General features: G+C 63.6%; 25 protein-coding genes. 11 read left to right on the top strand and 14 right to left on the bottom strand.

All coding sequences use genetic code 11. From position 1 onward, the window contains the following. Window positions 1-15: 15 nt before the first annotated feature. From AB7290_RS23790 to panB, 5 genes are all read right to left on the bottom strand, one after another. On the bottom strand, window positions 16-2,163 hold the full coding sequence (locus AB7290_RS23790; RefSeq protein ID WP_166353013.1) for an adenylate/guanylate cyclase domain-containing protein: 2,148 nt from the start codon (window positions 2,161-2,163) through the stop codon (window positions 16-18). Between the two features lie 20 nt (window positions 2,164-2,183). Further along, window positions 2,184-2,570, bottom strand: coding sequence for a Crp/Fnr family transcriptional regulator (locus tag AB7290_RS23785; RefSeq protein ID WP_085399197.1), 387 nt, complete (start codon window positions 2,568-2,570; stop codon window positions 2,184-2,186). 79 nt (window positions 2,571-2,649) lie between these two features. After that, entirely contained in the window at window positions 2,650-4,356 is a 1,707-nt protein-coding gene (locus tag AB7290_RS23780) for an arylsulfatase (protein ID WP_354075799.1), read from the bottom strand. After that, window positions 4,356-5,330 carry a formylglycine-generating enzyme family protein gene (locus AB7290_RS23775; protein WP_283808545.1) on the bottom strand — a complete coding sequence of 325 codons (975 nt, stop codon included), beginning with the start codon at window positions 5,328-5,330 and terminating at the stop codon, window positions 4,356-4,358. The genes AB7290_RS23780 and AB7290_RS23775 overlap by 1 nt, the downstream gene beginning before the upstream one ends. A gap of 414 nt (window positions 5,331-5,744) precedes the next feature. Then, the gene (gene panB / locus AB7290_RS23770; RefSeq protein WP_354076008.1) at window positions 5,745-6,566 is read right to left on the bottom strand and encodes a 3-methyl-2-oxobutanoate hydroxymethyltransferase; all 822 of its coding nucleotides are present in this window, start codon (window positions 6,564-6,566) and stop codon (window positions 5,745-5,747) included. Between the two features lie 227 nt (window positions 6,567-6,793). Here panB and AB7290_RS23765 point away from each other — a divergent pair, with 227 nt between their 5' ends. The 5 genes from AB7290_RS23765 (at window position 6,794) to AB7290_RS23745 (ending at window position 10,420) form a co-directional block, all read left to right on the top strand. Further along, entirely contained in the window at window positions 6,794-7,969 is a 1,176-nt protein-coding gene (locus AB7290_RS23765; RefSeq protein WP_085398134.1) for an IS481 family transposase, read from the top strand. A gap of 239 nt (window positions 7,970-8,208) precedes the next feature. After that, complete coding sequence (gene minC / locus AB7290_RS23760) at window positions 8,209-8,907, top strand: septum site-determining protein MinC (protein WP_063983592.1); 699 nt, start codon at window positions 8,209-8,211, stop codon at window positions 8,905-8,907. A gap of 21 nt (window positions 8,908-8,928) precedes the next feature. After that, window positions 8,929-9,744 (top strand): septum site-determining protein MinD, encoded by an 816-nt coding sequence (gene minD / locus AB7290_RS23755; RefSeq protein ID WP_063983591.1) that lies wholly within the window; start codon window positions 8,929-8,931, stop codon window positions 9,742-9,744. Continuing rightward, entirely contained in the window at window positions 9,741-10,022 is a 282-nt protein-coding gene (gene minE, locus AB7290_RS23750; protein WP_063983590.1) for a cell division topological specificity factor MinE, read from the top strand. The genes minD and minE overlap by 4 nt, the downstream gene beginning before the upstream one ends. 212 nt (window positions 10,023-10,234) lie before the next feature. Then, window positions 10,235-10,420, top strand: a complete 186-nt coding sequence (locus AB7290_RS23745; protein WP_028161169.1) for a hypothetical protein — start codon at window positions 10,235-10,237, stop codon at window positions 10,418-10,420. 16 nt (window positions 10,421-10,436) lie between these two features. Here the strand turns inward: AB7290_RS23745 and AB7290_RS23740 are convergent, their stop codons facing one another. Both AB7290_RS23740 and AB7290_RS23735 read right to left on the bottom strand, forming a co-directional pair. Then, window positions 10,437-10,685 (bottom strand): hypothetical protein, encoded by a 249-nt coding sequence (locus AB7290_RS23740; RefSeq protein WP_085399032.1) that lies wholly within the window; start codon window positions 10,683-10,685, stop codon window positions 10,437-10,439. Window positions 10,686-10,795: 110 nt separating this feature from the next. Then, on the bottom strand, window positions 10,796-11,185 hold the full coding sequence (locus tag AB7290_RS23735) for a hypothetical protein (RefSeq protein ID WP_063983589.1): 390 nt from the start codon (window positions 11,183-11,185) through the stop codon (window positions 10,796-10,798). A 129-nt stretch (window positions 11,186-11,314) separates the two neighbouring features. Here AB7290_RS23735 and AB7290_RS23730 point away from each other — a divergent pair, with 129 nt between their 5' ends. Continuing rightward, on the top strand, window positions 11,315-12,097 hold the full coding sequence (locus tag AB7290_RS23730; protein WP_085399056.1) for an SDR family NAD(P)-dependent oxidoreductase: 783 nt from the start codon (window positions 11,315-11,317) through the stop codon (window positions 12,095-12,097). A 96-nt stretch (window positions 12,098-12,193) separates the two neighbouring features. Here the strand turns inward: AB7290_RS23730 and AB7290_RS23725 are convergent, their stop codons facing one another. Continuing rightward, the gene (locus AB7290_RS23725; protein WP_027530842.1) at window positions 12,194-12,424 is read right to left on the bottom strand and encodes a DUF6894 family protein; all 231 of its coding nucleotides are present in this window, start codon (window positions 12,422-12,424) and stop codon (window positions 12,194-12,196) included. Window positions 12,425-12,801: 377 nt separating this feature from the next. Continuing rightward, complete coding sequence (locus AB7290_RS23720) at window positions 12,802-13,830, bottom strand: hypothetical protein (RefSeq protein ID WP_085399033.1); 1,029 nt, start codon at window positions 13,828-13,830, stop codon at window positions 12,802-12,804. Window positions 13,831-14,165: 335 nt separating this feature from the next. Between AB7290_RS23720 and AB7290_RS23715 the strand changes: the two genes are divergently transcribed. Then, window positions 14,166-14,783, top strand: coding sequence for a L,D-transpeptidase (locus tag AB7290_RS23715; protein WP_166105773.1), 618 nt, complete (start codon window positions 14,166-14,168; stop codon window positions 14,781-14,783). A gap of 67 nt (window positions 14,784-14,850) precedes the next feature. On the opposite strand, the gene AB7290_RS23710 is transcribed toward AB7290_RS23715, so the two are convergent. Continuing rightward, window positions 14,851-15,282, bottom strand: coding sequence for a COG4315 family predicted lipoprotein (locus tag AB7290_RS23710; RefSeq protein ID WP_085399034.1), 432 nt, complete (start codon window positions 15,280-15,282; stop codon window positions 14,851-14,853). 121 nt (window positions 15,283-15,403) lie between these two features. Continuing rightward, on the bottom strand, window positions 15,404-15,868 hold the full coding sequence (locus AB7290_RS23705; RefSeq protein WP_071917490.1) for a MarR family winged helix-turn-helix transcriptional regulator: 465 nt from the start codon (window positions 15,866-15,868) through the stop codon (window positions 15,404-15,406). 102 nt (window positions 15,869-15,970) lie between these two features. On the opposite strand from AB7290_RS23705, the gene AB7290_RS23700 reads away from it, so the two are divergent. Together AB7290_RS23700 and AB7290_RS23695 are read left to right on the top strand one after the other, a co-directional pair. Beyond that, complete coding sequence (locus AB7290_RS23700; RefSeq protein ID WP_085399035.1) at window positions 15,971-17,893, top strand: FAD-binding monooxygenase; 1,923 nt, start codon at window positions 15,971-15,973, stop codon at window positions 17,891-17,893. A gap of 239 nt (window positions 17,894-18,132) precedes the next feature. Beyond that, entirely contained in the window at window positions 18,133-18,360 is a 228-nt protein-coding gene (locus tag AB7290_RS23695) for a hypothetical protein (RefSeq protein WP_224580733.1), read from the top strand. Window positions 18,361-18,375: 15 nt separating this feature from the next. On the opposite strand, the gene AB7290_RS23690 is transcribed toward AB7290_RS23695, so the two are convergent. Further along, window positions 18,376-18,654 (bottom strand): DUF3551 domain-containing protein, encoded by a 279-nt coding sequence (locus AB7290_RS23690; protein ID WP_176400468.1) that lies wholly within the window; start codon window positions 18,652-18,654, stop codon window positions 18,376-18,378. 112 nt (window positions 18,655-18,766) lie between these two features. Between AB7290_RS23690 and AB7290_RS23685 the strand changes: the two genes are divergently transcribed. Then, window positions 18,767-18,973: a hypothetical protein gene (locus tag AB7290_RS23685; protein WP_071914443.1), complete on the top strand. Its 207-nt coding sequence runs from the start codon at window positions 18,767-18,769 to the stop codon at window positions 18,971-18,973. A gap of 88 nt (window positions 18,974-19,061) precedes the next feature. Then, complete coding sequence (locus AB7290_RS23680; RefSeq protein ID WP_085399036.1) at window positions 19,062-19,421, top strand: hypothetical protein; 360 nt, start codon at window positions 19,062-19,064, stop codon at window positions 19,419-19,421. A gap of 12 nt (window positions 19,422-19,433) precedes the next feature. Here the strand turns inward: AB7290_RS23680 and AB7290_RS23675 are convergent, their stop codons facing one another. Together AB7290_RS23675 and AB7290_RS23670 are read right to left on the bottom strand one after the other, a co-directional pair. Further along, entirely contained in the window at window positions 19,434-20,003 is a 570-nt protein-coding gene (locus tag AB7290_RS23675) for a TetR/AcrR family transcriptional regulator (protein WP_085399037.1), read from the bottom strand. Next, window positions 20,003-20,347 carry a DMT family transporter gene (locus AB7290_RS23670; RefSeq protein WP_014495640.1) on the bottom strand — a complete coding sequence of 115 codons (345 nt, stop codon included), beginning with the start codon at window positions 20,345-20,347 and terminating at the stop codon, window positions 20,003-20,005. Before AB7290_RS23670 ends, AB7290_RS23675 begins: the two co-directional genes overlap by 1 nt. Window positions 20,348-20,496: the final 149 nt, after the last annotated feature.

Raw genomic sequence — 20,496 nt, 5'->3', positions numbered from 1 at the left:
GCTGGAGCGAACCCTTCATTTCGCGTCGAAACGAATGATTCCGCTCCAGTCTTCGGGGGGAGGCTCCAGCACGAATCCGATCACCCGTGAAAGATAGATACCGGCCACAACATCGTCGGGGTGGTTCACGGCAAATTCCTGCAGGGCATCCAGCATGCCGAGCCAGTCCCTGTTGGCGTACACCTCATAGACGCGGTTCCAGTCTTCGACGAGCCGCACCATCTCGGTCGTGACCCGGTACGATTCGGGGCCTTCGAACATGCCAAGGAGCTCGAAGACATCAAGCGGCTTGCTCGCGCCCTTCGGCTGGCTGCGATCGATCCGGCGGAACAGGAACGCATCTGAGCAAACGTTGACGATCTCGCCACTGGCGAGAATGCCGCTACCATAATACTTGTTGAGTGCCTCCAGGCGGGAGGCGATGTTCACGGTGTCACCGATCGCGGTGTAGTCGATGCGGTCGGATGATCCGACATTGCCGAGGACCGCGTCGCCGACGTGAACTCCGAAGCGCGTGTGCCACGGCGCCAGACCTTGCTCGACCCGGCGGCCGTTCAGGCGCTGGAGCGCGAAACGGCACTTGAGCGCCGTAGCGCAAGCCAGGTGCTGATGATGCTCCAGGGGAAGGGGAGCGTTCCAGAACGCGAAAATCGCGTCGCCGATATATTTGTCGACCGTTCCGCCCTCCTTGATGATGAGGGATGCAAGCTCCTCGAAATATTCGGAAAGGTCCCTCAGCAGCGATTCAGGCGCCATGCTCGCGGCGATCTGCGTGAAGTCCCTGATATCGCTGAACAGGATGCTGACGCGGCGCATCGTGCCGCCGACCTCAACGGAGCCTTCGCTCTGCAATAGCTCCCTGACCAGCGCCTTGGGCACGTATTTCGAGACTTCCCGGATCGCTCCTTTCATGCCGGACATCGATCGGATCAGCGTGTGGACCTCCCGAATGTGCGACTTCATCTTGATCGGAGCCGCAAGCTGGAATTCTTGGATCAATTCCGCTTCTTCGGAGAGCCTGCTGAGCGGCCGGGAGATCGAGTGAGCGAAGTAGATGATGGCGGGCAGGGCCAGCAGGAATACCACCAGCGCGGCCAGGATGTTTCGCGCGGCGGCATCGGCCAGAGGTCCCATGAAGTCGGATACCGGGGCAGCGTAGAGCACGAAGAAGATGCCTCCTTCCCGGCCGACCTGGCGCACGACCGTCGCGAGATACTCGGCGTCGGCGACTTCGAACAATGCAGAGGCGTACGGACCGTCTCGTGCAAAGACCTCCAGCGCCTGGCGGACCACGGGGTCGGTGAGATCAGCGGTCGATGCGAGCTCGGCCGATTTGATGCCGCCGACCGTCGTCGGCTTGAACATCTGGTCGGGATCGAAATGGGCGAGCAGGCGGCTGTGGTCGTCGAACGCGACGAAGCGCTGGTTTTCGTTCGATCTGACCGAGCGGACGTAGGTCATCAGCCGATCGAGCGTGATGTCAACGCCGACTGCACCGCCCTCGAAGGCTCGCGCCAGTGTCATTCCGACCTGAGAGGTGGTTGCGAAGACATACGCGTCGTTGCGGACCACCTTTTGCGGCTGCGTGCGCGCGTCGCGATACCAATCGCGGCTGCGGGGGTCATAGCTGGCGACTTGATCGTCCAGCGCCCCGATCTGAGCGCCGCCGGCATCGAGGAACTTCCAGGCTTCCCTGCGAGCGCCATTGTCGGACCGGATGTCCTGAACAGCGAAACGGGTGGCCTGCGGCGCACCGAGCCGGTCGATGAAGAACTTCTCGGCATCGGAGATCGACAGGACCTGGAAGTAGTTTCCGTTTTCGTAACCGGCGTAGACGGCTGAAATATGCGGGTTCATCCGCAGGCCGGACAGGATCGATTTCAGGATAGCGTCCTTGGATCCGGCCGATTGGAGCAGCACGGGGTCATCGTGGAGCTGCTCCACGATCAGGAACGGCGAGGCAAAGAACGCCAAGCGCCGCTCGTTGATTCGGCCGATCTTTTCCTTGAACGTGTCGGCGGCCACGCGGATTGCGGTCCTCCTGTTCTGGACGTAGTCGGAAACCGTGACGCCCGCGCCGACCAGAAGCGCGGCGGACAGGAACAGGGTCAGGATCGTCACGAAGAGGCTGAAGCGCGCTTTGCGGTCTGGATGTGGGTCCATCGCCGGGCTCCACGAGCACGTTACGGCGCAGAGAGGTCGATAATGCGCTTCGACAGATAATCGACCCAGTAGCGAATGAACGGGTCGGCCTCTTCCAATTTCTCCTTGAGCTTGTCTTCGCTGACCGACATCACCTCGCATCCTCGTTCGGTGAAGGCGGTTGCGCCGCGCCGGGCCCCGGCCATGAGCGCGTGCACGCCGAACATCTGGCCTGGTTTCAGCCTGGTCAATGCACGCTGTCGGCCGGCTTCCAGTCCAGCGAGAAGCGTGACGTCGCCGCGAAGCAGGATGAAGGCGACCGTTCCAATCTCGCCCTCGGAGAAGATGGTCGCTCCGGGCGAAAACGCCTTGCGATCGAAGCCCTGCCATACGGCTTTAATTGATCGAGCGTCCTCCTTGGGCATCATATGATGGCCTCAGCTCTCATGTATCTTGGCAACAGAAAGCGGAACGGCCCGGAATCGGGGGCCGTTCCTTCTGCAACATTCAGTTGCCGGTAGGCATGCCGATCTGGAATCCGCTCTTGGCAAGTTGATCCCTGAACATCTGGAACCGCTCGTACTGTTGAATCGTGATCGGTCCCGCGTAGGTCTCGCTCTGGATCTTCCGTGGCGGAAACTTCACGTAGGTCTTCATCAGATCCTTGATCGAGTCGTTGATCGTGACCATGATCCAGGTGCGTTCCGTGTAATTGTTCATGAAGATGTCGTAGCGCTCCTGCGGATCCTGCCAGAGGTCAAAGACCTGGGGCACGGTCGCCACATAGGACTCCGGTCCCTTCCAGCCGAGGTTGCTGTCAACCGAGAGGCCGCCGGTCTTGACGCCGTCATCGCCGCGCAGGTTGAACACCGCCTTGTAATTGCCGACGCGCGCTGCGCCCGGCGTGAGCTCGGACTCGGTGAAAAAGAACCAGCTCTTGCGATCGGACTTACCGGTCCCGAACAGGACCGGGGACATGTCGATGCTGTCGAAAATGATCGGCTTACCCTCGCGATCGTTCTCCGGCAGCTTCACGCCGGCGAGCTTCGCGAACGTCGCCATGTAGTCGAGGCCGCCGACGATGTCGGAATTCTTCGTACCAGCCTTGATGCCTGGCCCCCATGCGATGGAGGGGACGCGGTTGCCGCCTTCGCGGACCGTGCCCTTGGTGCCGCGGAACGGCGTATAGCCGGCATCCGGATAGACGTCCTGCCAGGCGCCGTTGTCGGTGGTCCAGAACACATAGGTGTTCTTGTCGAGCCCGAGCGACCGCACCTTGTCCATGATACGGCCGATGCGCGTGTCGTTCTCCACCACCGAGTCGGCAAACTTGCTCTTCGACATCGACTTGCCCTGGAATTCGGGGGCCGGCATGTTGGGCTGGTGCACCTTCATGAAGTTGATGCTCATGAAGAAGGGGCCCGAGGACTTGTTGCGATCCAGATATTCAAGCGAGGCCTTCTCGACATAATCGTCGAAGAAGGGGATGCCGACCACGCCCTTGTCCGGCGTGTTGACATATTGTCCGTTGATCTTGAAATCCTCCTTCGCCGGCTGCCCGGCATTTCCAGACAGCGCGCCCTTGGTGACCTTCGTGAACATCGCCCTGAGTTCGGGGTCCATGTCGGGAAACCACGTCGGGTCGGCATAGGTGTAGGCGTTGAGATGATAGAGTCCGCAATACTTCATCTCGTCGTAGCCCTGGGCGTTCGGTATCGCGTAGTCGTCCTCGCCGAGATGCCATTTGCCGGTGAAGAACGTCTTGTAGCCCCCGGTCTTCAGAACGGAAGCTAGCGTCCATTCTGCAGCGGGAAGTCCGCCGCCCTGGCCCTGGAACGCCACGGTGGTCATGCCGCTGCGGTTTGGAATTCGGCCGGTCTGCACGGCGGCACGCCCGGGCGTACAGCTCGGCTGCGCGTAGAAGGACATGAATTGCAGTCCTTCATTCGCGAGACGATCGATGTTCGGCGTCGGCATGCCACGATTTTCGCCACCGCCGTAGACCCCGGAGTCGCCATAGCCAAAGTCATCCGACAGGATCAGGATGATGTTCGGCTTCGCGCCGCCGACGGAAGACGAGGGCTGTGTGGTCCCCTGTGCTTGCGCGATTTGGACCGGTGCCATAGCCGAGAAGGCGGCAATGGTGGCGAGCGAGCTGGAGGCCGCGAGCAATTTGCGGCGGCTGAAGTCTTCCGTCGTCTTCTTGTCGGTCATCACTCTCTCCCTGGACGTGTCACGCAGCGAAACCCGAGATGGCTGGTCGACGTGTCGATCGGCTCGGCATGGCGCGCAGCCGGTCGATAGCGGCGGCAATAATTTGGCGCACAGAGATGCGAGCCGCCCTTGATCACCTTGCGCGGAATCCGGCTGAGCGGCAGGCTGGGGTCGTGGCTGTCTTGTTCGAGGCCGCCCCGCGGGTTTTGCGGGATGCAACAGGCCTTCTTGGCGTCGGCCTGGTGCTTCGGAGCCCACCAATCGCTGGTCCACTCCCAAACATTCCCGATCATGTCGAAGACGCCGTAACCGTTCGGCGGATACGTCATCACCGGCGAGGTCCGCTCGTAGCCGTCCTCGCGCCGGTTCTCGAACGGGAAGTGTCCCTGCCAAATGTTGGCCTGATGGACGCCGCCCGGAACGAGCTCGTCACCCCAGGCATACTCGGCCCCCTCGAGTCCGCCGCGCGCGGCAAACTCCCACTCGGCTTCCGTGGGCAAATCCTTGCCGGCCCATCGGGCATATGCGAGCGCGTCGGAATAGGCGACGTGGACGACGGGATGATCGTCGAGCGACTTGATGTTGCTCTTCCGGCCATAGGGACACCGCCAGTTTGCGCCCTTGAGCAGCGTCCACCATTGGCTGTAGTCACGAAGATCGACAGGATGATCCGGCGGCGCGAAGACCAGCGATCCCGCGAAGATCATGTGGGGCAGGGCATCCGGATAGTTCTTTGGATCCGGAGCGACTTCGGCAAACGTGACGTGCCCGGTGGCTCGTACGAATTCCTTGAATTGGCGGTTCGTCACCGGCGTGCGGTCGATCCAGAAGCCGTCGACGCTCGCCATGTGGGACGGGGCCTCTTCCGGATAGTGCCGATCCGATCCCATGCGGAAGGTACCGCCCGGAATAAAGATCGCGCTCGTTGCGCTGCCTTCGCAAACATCTGCGGCCGGTGTTTGGTACGTCGCGATACCCACGTGCGGACTCTCGTGCTCGTGAAAGCGCTCAACTGCGGTTCGTTCAACTGCCTCGCATCTTCAAGGCGTCGAGAATCTCGCGCACCGCAGGGCGCGGGTCCGTCGTTGCTCTGGCAAAAGACGGTGAGGGGGCGAGATTGCACGAGCTGCGCGCATCTTCGGCATTGTTTCTCTCCGCATAGCCGGCCTATTTGCGCGTTGTGCGACGGTGCCGACAGCGCGCAGCGAGAAGAGCTTGATGGCGGTAGAGAGTAGACACGCGCAGATACGTTTGGCTATGCAGTTTGTGCCACAAGCGAGCTAAGCCATTGCGTCGCAATCTTTCGATGAGTTCCGGCGACGGCACAAAGTGCACAGCGATGGCGAATTGACATGAGGGAATGTGCCCGTCGGGCAGGACAGCTGACGTCAGCTCTTTTTCATCTCGTAGACGTGTTCGGGGCCGGGAAAGGCGCGTGACCGCACGTCGGCGGCATATCCTTCGATCGCCGCTTCGATGGCCGGACCAAGATTGCCGTAGCGCCGGACGAATTTCGGGGTTCGTGGCGACAGCCCGAGCATGTCCTCGAGCACGAGCACCTGACCGTCGCAGGCAGCGCTCGCGCCGATGCCAATGGTGGGGATCGCAATCGTCTCCGTAATCCTGCGCGCCAACGGTTCGGCCACGGCTTCGACGACGACCGAGAATGCACCGGCATCGGCGACGGCCTTCGCATCGTCCTCGATCGGGCCCCAGTCCACCTCGTTGCGCCCCTGGGCACGAAACGAACCGAGCGTGTTGATGGATTGCGGTGTGAGGCCAACATGCCCCATCACTGGGATGCCGCGCCCGGACAGGAATGCAATCGTCTCGGCCATGCGGACGCCGCCCTCAAGCTTCACCGCGCCGCATTGCGTTTCCTTCATGATCCGCACCGCGGAGTTGAACGCCTGCTCCCTGGAAGCTTCATACGAGCCGAACGGCATATCGACGACGACCAGCGCCTGCTTCGAGCCGCGCATCACCGCGGCGCCCTGAAGGATCATCATGTCGAGCGTAACCGGCACCGTCGTCTCGAAGCCATGCATGACGTTGCCAAGGGAATCGCCGACCAGGATGACGTCGCAATGCCGATCCACCAGTGCGGCCGTATGCGCGTGATAGGACGTCAGCATCACGATCGGCTCGCCCCGCTTGCGTGCACGGATGTCCGGCGCGGTCTTGCGCCTGATGGAAGACTGAATTGACATGATCGGCTCCGTCTGCGGGGGAGGCGGATCGAAACCAGATGCCATGAGCATGTCAATCCGGATGGTCGGGCCTGCGATCACAATGGACGGCGTGAGGGCCCACTGTCTCGACATTCTCAGTGTCATCGCCCGCGTAGTGTTTAGCCCGGACAGATCACTGACGGGTGTTCGGAGACATAGCTGACACATCAACATTGGCTGGATTGGTCCGATTCGGGAGGCCGTCCATGCCTTGGAGCGAGGTGTCAGTGATGGATCAGCGCCACGAGTTTGTGCGGCTGGCTTTGCAGGAGGGCGCCAACCGGCGCGAACTGTGCCGTCGGTTCAACATCAGTCCTGACGTCGGCTACAAGTGGCTGGCGCGCTGGCAGGCCGGCGATCGGGAGCTGGCCGACTGTTCCCGGCGCCCGCATGCGATGCCCAAGCGGAGTGAGGCTGCGGTCGAGGCAGAAGTCCTGGCTGTACGCGACAAGCATCCGGCTTGGGGAGCACGGAAGATTGCCCATTGCCTGAAGCGGGGCGGGCAGACGGTGCCTGTGCCATCAACGGTGCACCAGATCCTGTGTCGGAACGACCGGATCAAACCGAGTGAGAATGCGCCGCCCAATCCGGGCCACCGGTTCGAGAAGGAAGCTCCCAACCTGCTGTGGCAGATGGACTTCAAGGGTCACCTGCCGCTCGCCAATGGGACGCGGTGCCATCCGCTAACGATCGTCGACGATCACTCGCGCTACGTGCTGTGCCTGAAGGCATGTGCCGACGAGCAGCGCCTCACCGTGCAGAATCACCTGTCGACGACGTTCCGCTGCTATGGCCTGCCGGAGGCCTTCTACACCGACAATGGCTCACCCTGGGGCGATACGTCCGGCATTCGTTGGACCGGACTGAAGGTGTGGCTGCTCAAGCTTGGCGTCAGGGTGGTGCACGCAAGGCCATGCCACCCACAGGCCCGCGGCAAGAACGAACGCTTCCATCGCACCCTGAAGGCCGAGGTGTTTGCAATGCGCCGCTTCCGAACTCTCCCGGAAGTCCAGCGCGCCTTCGACGCCTGGCGGCCGGTCTACAATCTGGAGCGGCCTCACCAAGGCCTCGATATGCAGGTCCCTGCCGATCGCTTCCGGCCAAGTGCTCGCCCCATGCCGGCCCGCGTTCCGAACGTCGAATACGACAGCGGCGAGATCGTGCGCAGGGTCTCATCGACAAGACCCTACATCTCCTTCAAGGGACACTTCTGGAAAGTTCCCCAGGCCTTCGCCCGCGAACGCCTTGCCATCCGGCCGCTGGATCGTGACGGCCACTACGGAATCTTCTTCGCCAGCTGGCAGGTCGCATCGATCGACTTGACCAATGGCCAACCTGTCAGTGATGTGTCCGAACAGGTGTCAGCCATGTCTCCGGGCTAAACAGTAGGCGGGCGATCCAGTATTCCAGAGGCCGTGCCATGATGCGGATAAGCCGCGGCGTACTGGATGCCCCGGTCAAGCCGGGGCATGACAGCGGTGTGTTGCGCGGAAGCGCTCGCCCAAGCCCTTCCGCAGGCCCAGCCCGTCCACACCCCACGTGCCCACGGAGAAATTAACTGGCCGTTAACCAAATCCGCCGCATCGTTAACCATTCAATAACAGGGATCGAGTCGGCCGCTATGGAGGCTGCAGCAAAAGTCCAACGCCAAATGGTTCGCCTGCGCGGGCGCTCCTACGTGGCCTTCGTGTTCGTGCCGACGGTTCCGATCCAGGACTGGCTGCAGGAGATCGACGCCACGATTGCGCGCTCGCCGGGTTTCTTCGCCGGCCGGCCCGTGGTGATCGATCTGTCCTCGGTCGATCTCAGCCAGTCCGGCATCGCCCATCTGCTCACGAGCCTCCAGGATCGCAACATCCGGGTGCTCGGGATCGAGGGGGTGGAGGAGGGCCGGCTGACGCCGACCATGCCGCCGCTGCTCTCGGGAGGGCGCAGCTGCGTGGTCGAGCCGAGCGCGCCGAAGAAGGCCGAGGCGAAGGCCGTAACCAAGCCGACCTCGCTCCTGCTCGATAGCCCGGTGCGCTCGGGCCAGACCGTGATCTTCCCGGAGGGCGACGTCACCATTCTGGGCTCGGTCGGCTCCGGCGCCGAAGTCGTCGCCGGCGGTTCCATCCACATCTACGGCGCGCTCCGCGGCCGTGCCATGGCGGGGGTCAATGGGCACACGAGCGCCCGCATCTATTGTCAGAAGATCGAGGCTGAACTGCTTGCAATTGATGGATTTTACCAGACTGCGGACGACATCGACGCCGCTTTGCGCGGCAAGCCGGCGCAGGCCTGGCTGCAGGGGAATACCATGCGAATCACAGCACTGAACTGACCAGCAAAGGAGACATTTCAGATGAGTAAGGTACTGGTCGTGACATCAGGCAAGGGCGGGGTCGGCAAGACCACGACGACCGCCGCGTTGGGGGCTGCGCTGGCGCAGCGCGGCGACAAGGTCGTCGTCGTCGATTTCGACGTCGGCCTGCGCAACCTCGATCTCGTCATGGGCGCCGAACGCCGCGTCGTGTTCGACCTCATCAACGTGGTGCAGGGCGTCGCAAAGCTCCCGCAGGCGCTGATCCGCGACAAGCGGCTGGAGAATCTCTGGCTGCTGCCGGCCTCGCAAACCCGCGACAAGGACGCGCTGACGGAAGAGGGCGTCGGCAAGGTCATCGACGATTTGCGCGACCGCTTCGACTGGGTGATCTGCGACAGCCCGGCCGGCATCGAGCGCGGCGCCTCCATGGCGATGCGCTTTGCGGACGAGGCCGTGATCGTCACCAATCCGGAAGTCTCCTCGGTGCGCGATTCCGACCGCATCATCGGCATGCTCGATTCCAAGACGGTGCGGGCCGAGAAGGGCGAGCACGTCCAGAAGCACATTCTCATCACCCGCTACGATGCCTCGCGCGCCGCGCGCGGCGAGATGCTGACCATCGACGACATCCTCGAAATCCTCGCAACGCCCTTGCTCGGCATCATCCCCGAGAGCCAGGACGTGTTGAAGGCCTCCAATGTCGGCACGCCGGTGACGCTGTCGAACGTGGACGGTGCACCCGCACGGGCCTATATCGACGCGGCGCGGCGGCTGTGCGGCGACACGGTGGCGATGCAGGTTCCGGCCGAGCGCAGGCGCTTCATGGATCGTCTGCTGCGACGGAGGGCTGCATGAGCATGGGTCTGCTTCGGCTTCTCCGCGGCAAGAAGGCCTCTGCCCCGGTCGCTCGCGAGCGATTGCAGATCCTGCTTGCCCATGAACGCGGATTGCGCGGCCAGCCCGATCTGCTCGGCGTGCTGCGCGAGGAAATTCTTGCTGTCGTGTCCAGGCACGTCACGCTGGACCCGACCAAGGTCATCGTCCGGCTCGAGCGCGGCGACGAGGTATCGACCCTGGAGGTCGATATCGAGGTGCCGAACGATTTGGAGCGCAAGCGCGCGGCGGTCGGGTAGGGGATCCGGCCGGTACACTGCAAATTTGGGGTGGGTGAGAAGGCGGTCCGCTGGGCATAGCGGACCGCCTTTGTCTTGCTTGCTCGTCACGTCAAATTCCAGGCCTGCCGATGTGATCGGTCGTGGGCGGAACGGGACCTGCGGCGAAATCGTTGTCAGAGGCCGCGGAGCGCCAAGCCAGGCGCTGCGGTTTCCTGAACAGGAGAGCGGCCATGATATCCGAGATCCAGGTCCACACCATCGCGCGCCAGATGCTGGAAAAACATGGTTTCGCTGCGATTGCGAAGGCCGCCGAGCAGGCGCAGGCCTGTGAGGGCCGCGGCGAGGCCGATGAGGCCAAGGAGTGGCGTCACATCGAGGACGCCATGAAGATCATCCGCGGCCCGCACCAGAGCTGATCCGCGGCCAGCGCGCTCAGCGCTCCCCGCGGTCGGCGCCCGGCTGCGTAGTGCGATTTTGTGTCTGCGGCTGGGGACGCTCGCCTGTCTCTTTGCAAGGGAGCGGTTCCCACGAGCCGTCGGGTGCCTGCTGGTAGGCACTACAGGATGAAGAGGTGGATTTTTCCTCGCCTTTCTGGGCATCGGAATTCTTCGCCAGGGCGGGCGCGGTCAGCACCGTGGCGGCCGCAAATGCGCCGGCGAAAACGAAATGGATACTCCGCATGTGGGCTCTCCTGTTCGAATTCGAAGAGGCCGCATGGTGTCGAGGATTATGACGATAGTTAGCCGCCGCGACGGTTCCGCCGCGGCGTGCTTAACGCCGCGAGAGCGCGCCTAGCCGCCCTTGCTGCGGATCAGGCCGGCGAGGTTGGTCTTCTGGGCCTCGCACCAGCCGGGCATGCCGAGGCGGCGCTGGTCCATGTCGGTCGCCTGCGTCGCGACCGCGACCTCGGCCATCAAATCGTCGTCCTGCTTCTCGCCCATCTTGCCGCCGGTGTGCATCCAGGCGATCGCCTTGCGCACCTTCTCGGTGGTGCCGTCCGGCAGCTGCATCTGCTGCGCCTTCTGCACGAGGTCCTGATAGACGAGATCGGTGTTCGGACATTCCACCTTGGCGGCGAAGGCCTGCAAGACCATCGTCACATAGGTCGAGCGTGCACGGTCCGCCGCTTGGGCCGGCGCGGCGAGCAGTAACAGACCTGCGATCAGGAAACCGGTGCGCATCCTTGGTATCTCCTCCGTTTTTTTGGGAGGCTAGCGTCCGGCAAGCCACTCCGCAATGGTGCCGGGACGTATTTGTCGCTCCCCGGTGCGGTGCGCTATCGTCACCCCGTCCTGGCCACGGAGAGCGACATGAGCCTGTTGAGCACGCCGTTCGACCCCGCACGCGACACGGCGCTCGTCACCGGCGCAGGCAACGGCATCGGCCGCGCGATTGCGCAGGCGCTGGTCGGCGAAGGCGTTCGGACCGTGTTCGCCGATATGAGCCTGGAACGGGTGAATGCGGCGATCAGCGCGAGCGGCAGGCCTGAACTGGCGGTGCCGTGGGTCGGCGATCTCGCCAGGTCAGACGCTTGCGATGCCCTGCTGGCCGCCGCAGAGGCGCTCGGCGAGGTCTCGCATTTCGTGCACAGCGCATCGCCGCCGCGGCGGGAGGCCGATCATGCGCTCGCGGTCGACCGCAAGACCTGGCAGGAGATGCATGCCGTCAATCTCGATGCCGGATTCCATCTGGCGCGCGGGCTGGCAAAGCGGCTGATCGCTGCGAAACGGCCGGGCTCGTTCCTGTTTCTCACCTCGCTGCACGCGGGCACGCCGCGCAACCTGCCGCATTATTCGACGGCGAAGGCGGGGATGGCGATGCTGGTGAAGGAGCTCGCGAAGACGCTCGGGCGTCACGACATCCGCGTCAACGCGCTGGTGCCCGGCGCGATCGCAGCGGGCGGGTTCGTTGCCGACGCCTCGCTGGCGAAGCACATTCCGCTCGGGCGTCTCGGCGAGGCCAAGGACCTCGCGCCGATGGCGCTTGCGGTGCTGTCGAACAAGCTCTCGGGTTACGTCACCGGCGCAGCCTTCGTCGTCGACGGCGGATTGTCACTGACGAACTGGTTCGAGCCGCCGGAGCTGGACGACTAAAGCCCCGTTCCGATGACTCGGAACGATGCTTTTGAGTCACGGTTCGACGCGCTTTTTGCGCGAACCGGTTTCCAAATCGCTCGAAAACGCTGTGGCCTAGCGTCGCCAGGCCGGCACGGGATCGAGCGGCGTGCGATAGACCTCGTTGTGATCGCGATCGGTGACGCGCACCGCGCAACCCTTCCGTTGCAGCTCCGGCTTCACCTGCGACAGCTCGGTAGCCAATTGAACGGCGCGATCGGAAGCGACCTCGATGTCTTCGAGGATGATTCCACCCTGGTTCTTGAACTCTTCACCAACCACGAGATCGAAGGAATAGTAGGGCATTCGATTTCCCCGGTGTGACGACGTGAGCTTCAGTGGAAGTCTCAACACATCCCGGATGATACCACTGAGTCGATATTTTCGAATGAACAGGTCGCGCAATCTCTGTGCTTATGGCGCAGAAATCATGTGCAGCATTCGTGCGCGTTAAGATTTTATTAAATATGTCGACGTGATCATAAGGCATGGAATTGCAGCAGAACCGGGCTCCGGGAACCGGCAGCTGCAAGAGAAGGCCGGCGGCATAGATCCCGACGGCCTTTTCTCTTGACGGAAGACGATCGAAATATCGGTCTCCGTAATTGCCCGGACTCAACGCGTCGCATCGACTCGGACAGCTTGGACGACGTCGCGACAGCGACGCTGCGTCGGCGCCTGATCTAGCGCAGCGGCATCGGCGGACGCACGACAGGTCCGTCGTCATCGGCAACGGCTTGCGTCGTGGCGACCGGTGCTGCCGTCGGCGCGACCGCGGCAGCCTGCGAAGGTGCAGGCGGCGCGGGCGAATAGGCCGGCATGTAGGTTTGCGACACGACCGGCTTCGGCTTGCGAACCGGAGGCGCCGGAGATCGCGACGGGAGCGTGGACACGCGCGCGCGCGGATCGACCGGCTTGGCCTCAGCCACCGGCTTAGGCGCGGGCGGTTTCGCCATCTCGCGCGCCATCTGCTCCTGCCCGGCCTTCAGCTCGGCGATGTTGGCCTTGAGCGCTTCGATCTGCTGCGCCATCGCTGCGAGATCGCGCGTCATCGATTGGACCGACTGCGCGGGATCGGGCTGCGTTGCGACCGGTGCTGCTGCAACCTGAACCGGAGGCGGCGTCGCAGGTTGAGTAGATTGATCGGTCGCTTGATCCGTTGCGGCTGGCTCCGCGGGCGGCGCGGCCTGCGCGGCCGTGACCGGCGCGGCGGGCATCGGCGCCGCCGTTTGCGATGTCGAAGGCTGCAGCGAGGTCAACGCAGTCAATGCTGGTTTCCATTCGGCAAAGATCTGCCTGGCCGTGTCGCCATGTTTCTCCCAGGCGACAGTGGCGGCCGCGCTTCCGCCCGCAAACAAGATCATGACGAACGCGCCGCGCAGCCATTTGCCGGCGGAGGATCGCTTCTGCCGGCGACCATCGCTGGCGGCGACGCGCACGGCGGTGTCGACCGAGGGCGCTGCCGTCTGCGGCTCCAAGACGGGACTGAATTTCGGCTCCGGATTAATGGTGCGCTCCGGCGCGAACTTCGGATCTATTTTCGGCTCTGGACGGGTTGCGATCTCAGGGGCCAACGCGGGCGCACCACTGATGGGGCGCGAAGCCAGCACCATGTCGGGTGAAATCTCAACGGCGTCGTGCGGATCGTTGTCCTTGACCGTGTCCTTCACGATCTCATCGACGATTTGCCTAGAGTTCAGCGTCGCGAGCATCGCAGCTCCTTTGAAGTCCGAGTGTTTAAAGTATGGGCGTCCGCATTGGCGCGAGCCGATCTGTCGAGGTGAACCCATCCCAAATCCGATGAGTCAGCACGATGACCCACGAGTCCAGCCGGGTTTGACCAAAGCAAGGCGAGGGGATGGAGACTGTGCGACGCTTCTCCGCCGTTTGTGGTGATGGAACCAGGCCAGTGGAACACGCGCACGTGTTCCGCACTGCCTTTTTTTCAGCACGATTTGGGCAGCATCTAGCGGGGCTGGGGGCGCTGCTATCCGCTATCGGGGGGCCGGTGGTGCCAAAATCTCGAATCGTCTTGTTCGTCATTGCCATGCTTCCGCTCGCCGGCTGCATGCAAACGACGCTTTCTCCATCGACGGATGCGAGCATGACGCCGCGCGACCGGCAGTTGCTTGCGCACACGCCGTACGCGCAGGCGAACGTGCCTGAGCAATATCTCCGTCATATCGTCGACTACCCGCGCAAGGAGCAGCCGGGCACGATCCTGGTCGATACCGATGCGCGCTACCTCTATTTCGTGTTGCCCGAAGGCAAGGCGATCCGCTACGGCGTCGCGGTCGGCGAGGAAGCCATGGCCTTCTCCGGCGTCGCGCGCGTCGGCCGTCTGGCGGAATGGCCCGACTGGGTTCCGACAGCGGAGATCCAGGCGCGGCTCGGACCATATCCGGCGCGCGTCGCCGGTGGCCCCGCCAATCCGCTGGGCGCGCGCGGCATCTATCTCTACCTCGGCAACAAGGACACGCTCTACCGTATCCACGGCACCAACCAGCCGGAATATATCGGGCAGGCGATCTCGTCCGGCTGCATCCGGATGCGCAACGAGGACGTGATCGATCTGTTCGACCGGGTGAAGCTGAATGCCACGGTGGTGGTGTTGCCGCCCGGGCAGAATGCACGGGTCGACGCGGGGTCTAGCTGGCGCGGCTAAGCGCAGTGCGATCGGTCATTCCACTGCTCACGAGGCTTTCGTCGTGGGCAGGGTTGCCGGTTGAGACCTAGTTCTCAGGCCGGGCGACGCGCCATTGCAGAGTCGTGGCATTGCCGTTGGCATCGCCTGGCGCCTTGTCGGCCGGCGAGGTGTAGAGCGGACGATAGCGGTACGCCCACATCTTGCTGCCGTCGTTGCGACTGATCACGGTGAAGTCGCCGATGGCCTTGGCGTCGACCGTAGCGGATAACGGTACCCAGCTCTCGGTGCACTTGCCGTTGCAGTTCGACGTCTTGCCGGTGGTGTCGCGCTCGTAAGTGTAGAGCGTCATGCCCTTGAGGTCGACGAGCGTGGGACCTTGCTTGGTCAGGACCACCTTCGCCGGTGCGGTCGTGGCCTCGGGCTTCGGCGGAGCAGGGTCGCCGCCACCATGGCCGTTGGCAAGCGCAGGACCGGCCGAGAGCGCGATGGCCGTCGCCGCAATGAGGAACCTGAACATCCGAAACTCCCGAACGGCAAAGTAAATCGCGCGTTAAACGCCGAATGTTGCCGACCCTATCAGCCGAAGGTTAGTTCCAGGTTTCGCGGCACTGCGACAATTACGGATGGAAATACGAGGGTCATGCCTCCAGCTCGCGCAGCGGGGCGCGGCTGAGCTCGTTGCCGGCGGCAATGGCCTTGCGCAGCAACCGCATCAGCTCTTCACTTTCCTTCGCGCTGAGACCGCGCAGCATGACGCGCTGGGCGGACTCCACCGCCGGGGTGATCTTGCGCAGTGTGCGTCGGCCCTCGTCGGTGATCTCGAGCTCGCGGGCGCGGCGGTCGCGGCTGGAGGCGCGGCGCTCGGCAAGGCCTTTCTGGACGAGGCGGTCGATGACCCCGGTGATGGTGGTGCGGTCGTAGGCGATCAATCCTGCGAGCGTCACCTGGTCGAGCCCCGGATTGGCCTTGATGGTCGCAAGGGCCGCGTATTGCACCGGCGTGAGGTCGAAGCCGGCTTCGCCGACTTCGGCCAGAAACACCGCCACCGCGATCTGCTGGAACCGGCGCGCCAGGTGCCCGGGCATGTCGTTGTTGTCTTTCACCGAATTCTCCGTTGCGGCAGGGAATGCGCGGATCGTTGACAAGTATACTGATAGTCAGCATACTGAGCAATATCGAAGAAGACGTTGACGGGAGAGGTGCTCATGCAATTCCATCTCAATGGATTTCAGCCGGGCGATCCTGAAATCGCCGATCCCGCCGAACGTATTCAGGCTTCGGGCGCAGCCGGGGCCGTGCCTGAAGAGGTCGATGTCCTCATCGTCGGCTGCGGCCCTGCGGGCCTGACGCTCGCGGCCCAGCTTGCGCAATTCGGCGACATCAAGACCTGCATCGTCGAGCAGAAGCCGGGCCGTTTGCTGGTCGGGCAGGCCGACGGCATCGCCTGCCGCACCATGGAGATGTTCCACGCCTATGGGTTTAGCGAGCGCGTGCTGAAGGAAGCCTATTGGGTTAACGAGACCACGTTCTGGAAGCCGGACGAACGGAAGCCCGAGACGATCGTCCGCAGCGGGCGTGTGCAGGATGTCGAGGACGGGCTGTCTGAATTCCCGCATGTCATCCTCAACCAGGCGCGCATCCATGACGGCTTTCTCGATCTCATGCGCAAATCGCCGGCCAAGCTCGAACCGCATTACAACCGGCGCCTGCTCGACCTCGAGGTCGATCCGGCGGCAGGTCCCGCCAACCATGCCGTGACGGTGCGCCTCGAACGTGCCGATGCCGGCAATGAGGGGAAGGTGGAGACGATCAGGGCGCGCTACGTCGTCGGCTGCGACGGCGCGCGCAGCACGGTGCGCAAATCGATCGGCCGCGAACTGCATGGCGATTCCGCCAACCACGCCTGGGGCGTGATGGACGTGCTGGCGGTGACCGATTTTCCCGACATCCGCTTCAAGGCCCTGATCCAGTCGGCGAAGGATGGCAGCCTGCTGATCATTCCGCGCGAGGGCGGCTACATGGTCCGCCTCTATGTCGAGCTCGCAAAACTCGATGTCGGCGAGCGCGTCGCCAATCGCAACATCACCGCCGATGACGTGATCGCGAAAGCGCAGCGGATCCTGAAGCCGCATACGCTTGACGTGAAGGAGATCGCCTGGTGGTCGGTCTACGAAATCGGCCAGCGCCTGACCGACAAGTTCGACGACGTGCCGGAGGCCGAGATCGCCTCGCGCCTGCCGCGCATCTTTATCGCCGGCGATGCCTGCCACACCCACAGCCCGAAGGCGGGGCAAGGCATGAACGTCTCGATGCAGGACGCTTTCAATCTCGGCTGGAAGCTCGCCGCCGTCCTCCGGGGGCAGTGTGCACCGAGCCTCCTGCATTCCTATTCGGCCGAGCGCCAGGCGGTGGCGAAGGAGCTGATCGATTTCGACCGCGAATGGGCGGGCATTCTCGCCTCCGCCGCCAAGGCCGGTGGTGCCGATGCGGCGAAGACGCAGGATTATTTCGTCAGGCACGGGCGTTACACCGCCGGCACGGCGACGCATTACCGGCCGTCGCTCCTCACTGGCGCGACATCACACCAGCATCTTGCCGAAGGCCTCGTCATCGGCACGCGCTTCCATTCCGCGCCGGTTATTCGGCTCGGGGATGCCAAGCCTGTCCATCTCGGCCACGCATCGCAGGCTGATGGCCGCTTCCGCATCTACGCGTTCTCGCCCGCGGAGGATCCCGCCGCCGCGGGATCGACGATCCGCGCGCTGTGTGATTTTCTCGCAGAGGCCCGTGAATCGCCGGTCCGTCGCCATACGCCCGCTGGAGCCGACATCGACAGCGTGATCGACCTGCGTGCCGTCTTCCAGCAGGATCATCGCGCGCTCGCCGTGGAGGCGATGCCGGCGCTGCTGCTGCCGCGCAAGGGGCGACACGGCTTGATCGACTACGAGAAGATGTTCTGTCCGGACCTCAAGAGCGGCCAGGACGTTTTCACCATGCGCGGTATCGATCGGAGGGCTGGCTGCATCGTCGTGGTGCGCCCCGACCAATATGTCGCGCAGGTTCTTCCGATCGACGCTTTTTCTGCGCTCGCGGCGTACTTCGACGCGTTCATGCTGCAAGCGAGCTGACGCTCAAACAGCCCTGGCGTTGCCAACGAAAGCCCGGTCCTCGCGCCGGGCTTTCCGTTTGGTTCGAGTCAGGTTCCCGGCTTGTCCAATTTAAGAAAGTTCTTCGCGGGCAGATTTCATCGATCGTAATATGTGTACTCAAAGCTGTAAGCATCCACTCGGGGCAGCGGGGCAACGGGAGGATGACGATGAGACAGAGCCAGGCGGAGACGCGCCGCCAAAATGTCGCGAAGCGGTCGATGACCAAGGAGGCCAAACAGCTGTCCAGCCTGATCGCCGGGCTGCGCAAATCCCTCGACGGGATTCACAAGGAGCGGACGAGCACGAAGCTCACCGGTGCCGAGATGGGCATGCTCGACGAGCGCCGCAACAACCTGTTGCTGACCATCGCAGCGCTGGACGACCGTCTCTCGGCGGTGCAGGGGCTGATCGATCTCGGCCGTCCCCATATCATTCGCGTCCACTAAGCGGATCGCGATACCTTAACGGTTCCGTCGCGGCGGCGATGGACCCGGGCCCGGTGGCCGGCTCCGCAGGGCATAAGGGTTGGCGTAGCACTGGGCGGACTGCCCGGAAGCAGTCGCGGCGCACTGCGCGATCGACGTGAAGCTGCAATCGATGCTGCTGCCGTCGATGGTGTAGATCTCGATGCAGACGGGATAGCGCGGATCGTAGGTCTGCGCCCGCGCAGGTGCGGTGGCAAGCAGCGCCACGCCAGGCAAGCCCGCGACAAGCAGAATCGCATTTCTGATGCTGCGCACGATCAATCTCCGTCGCTCAGTTGGAACCAGGGCACAATGCTGCCGTCGATGGCACCAAATTGCCACGCTCCCGGCGAATTGCCGCCAAAGCCCGCTGCCACGAGGGGGGCTGGTGCAGGGCGACGCAAGGGGATGCGCATTGGCCTATAAAATGGTCGCAGAACGCGACAATGAGAAGTGCAGTTTTGCCCGCGAGAGCCGGTTGCTCATCGTGGCGAAGGCAAAAGTATGGGCGAGCGAGGGATGGAAGGTCGTCATCACCGACCCGGACGGCAAGGCCTACACTCCGCCCGAATTCGATCAGCTATTGGCGGCGTGACCGCGCGACGGGGCCGATTCTTCTTTTGACGCGTTTTCTTTACGCGAACCGGAATCCACTTCGCTCGAAAACGCTCTAGGGGACGACATTGATTTCGCTGTTTCGACCGGGGCGCGATGTGATCGCGCCCCTGGTGACTCTCGCAGCCGCGGCGCTGACGGTGACGGTCGCGTCCGCGCAAAATCTCGATGCCGGCAAGCCGGCCGCAAAGCTCTTCGCGGACGGCTGCGCGACCTGCCATCGCAGCCCGCGGGGATTGGCGAAAGGGCGCTTCAGCCTGACGCTCGCCTGGTTCCTGAAGGACCATTACGCAACCAGCTCCGACTCCGCCAAGGCGCTCGCCGCCTATCTGGTGTCCGTCGACGAACCGCCGCCGCGCGCGGCGGCGAAGTCCGGTAAGCCGGCCAAATCCGCGCCGCGTCCGCCCAAGGCAGTGCAGAGCCAATAGCCGTCGTTCCGGTTATCCGCGCCGATAGGTCTGTGCGATCAGGCGGTCGTGCACGGCACGCAAGTCCGCGCCCATGCGCGTCTGTCCCGTCGTGATGTAGGACAGCCAGGCGCCGTCGGCGGCGAGGCGCACGACGTGGAGTTCGGGCGCCGCGTCGGTCGTACGGTGACGCTTCAGGCGCGCCTTCATCCAGTCGTTCCAGAGCCGACGCAGGGACGGATCGGTGACCACGACCATGCTCAGCGCCGCCCAGGGCGTCGCAAAGCCGAAGGCCTTGCCGGTGAAGACCGCATTGACATAGGCCCGCGTAAAGCTGCCGCGCAGCTTCGGGTCCGTTTCGATAGCGGCGTCGATCTCGGCATCGACGCGGGCGAGGAGATCGGCGAACAGGCCCTCGATCAGCGCCTGCTTGCTGCCGAAATGATGAAACAGCCCGCCCTTGGTGACGCCGGCGGCCGCCGCCACCGCCTGCACCGTAATCCCTGATACGCCGTGATCCATGGCGATCGCCGCGGCGTGGTCGAGCAGGGCGCGGCGGACCTGCTCGGGCTGCTTGGCGCGGGTGTAGGCGCTGGCCGGCATCAATGCGCCGTCGTCTGCGAGAACAGGTTGATGACCACGACCCCTGACACGATCAGCCCGATGCCGACGAAGGCCGCGGCGTCCAGCATCTGGCGGAACAGCACGAAGGAGACGGTCGCGGTCAGGATGATGCCGACGCCGCCCCATATCGCATAGGCGATGCTGAGCGGAATGACCCGGATCGCCACCGACAGCGCGTAGAACGAGGCGACGTAGAACAGCACCATGGCCAGCGTCGGCCATGGCCGCGTGAACTGCGCGGACTGCTGCAGGAAGGCGGACGCGGTCACCTCGAAGACGATGGCGAGGGCAAGCGCTGCGTAGGCATTGAAGGCGGAGGTCATGGCCGGCTCGGGATGGGGGTGCGAAAGATACCGCGCGGTAGGTATGTTTAGCACGCGAAACATGGCTTTTGGCGGGTGGAGGTATCACGTGTGAGTGACGAGCCTGCGACAGGGCGGAGCCTGTTGGCGGCGGTTTGGCGGAGTTTTGG

The organism is Bradyrhizobium sp. 613_E4_N2_2, assembly GCF_052075995.1.
GTDB classification, from domain to species: domain Bacteria; phylum Pseudomonadota; class Alphaproteobacteria; order Rhizobiales; family Xanthobacteraceae; genus Bradyrhizobium; species Bradyrhizobium barranii.
This window is presented reverse-complemented; position numbering and strand designations above follow the sequence as displayed.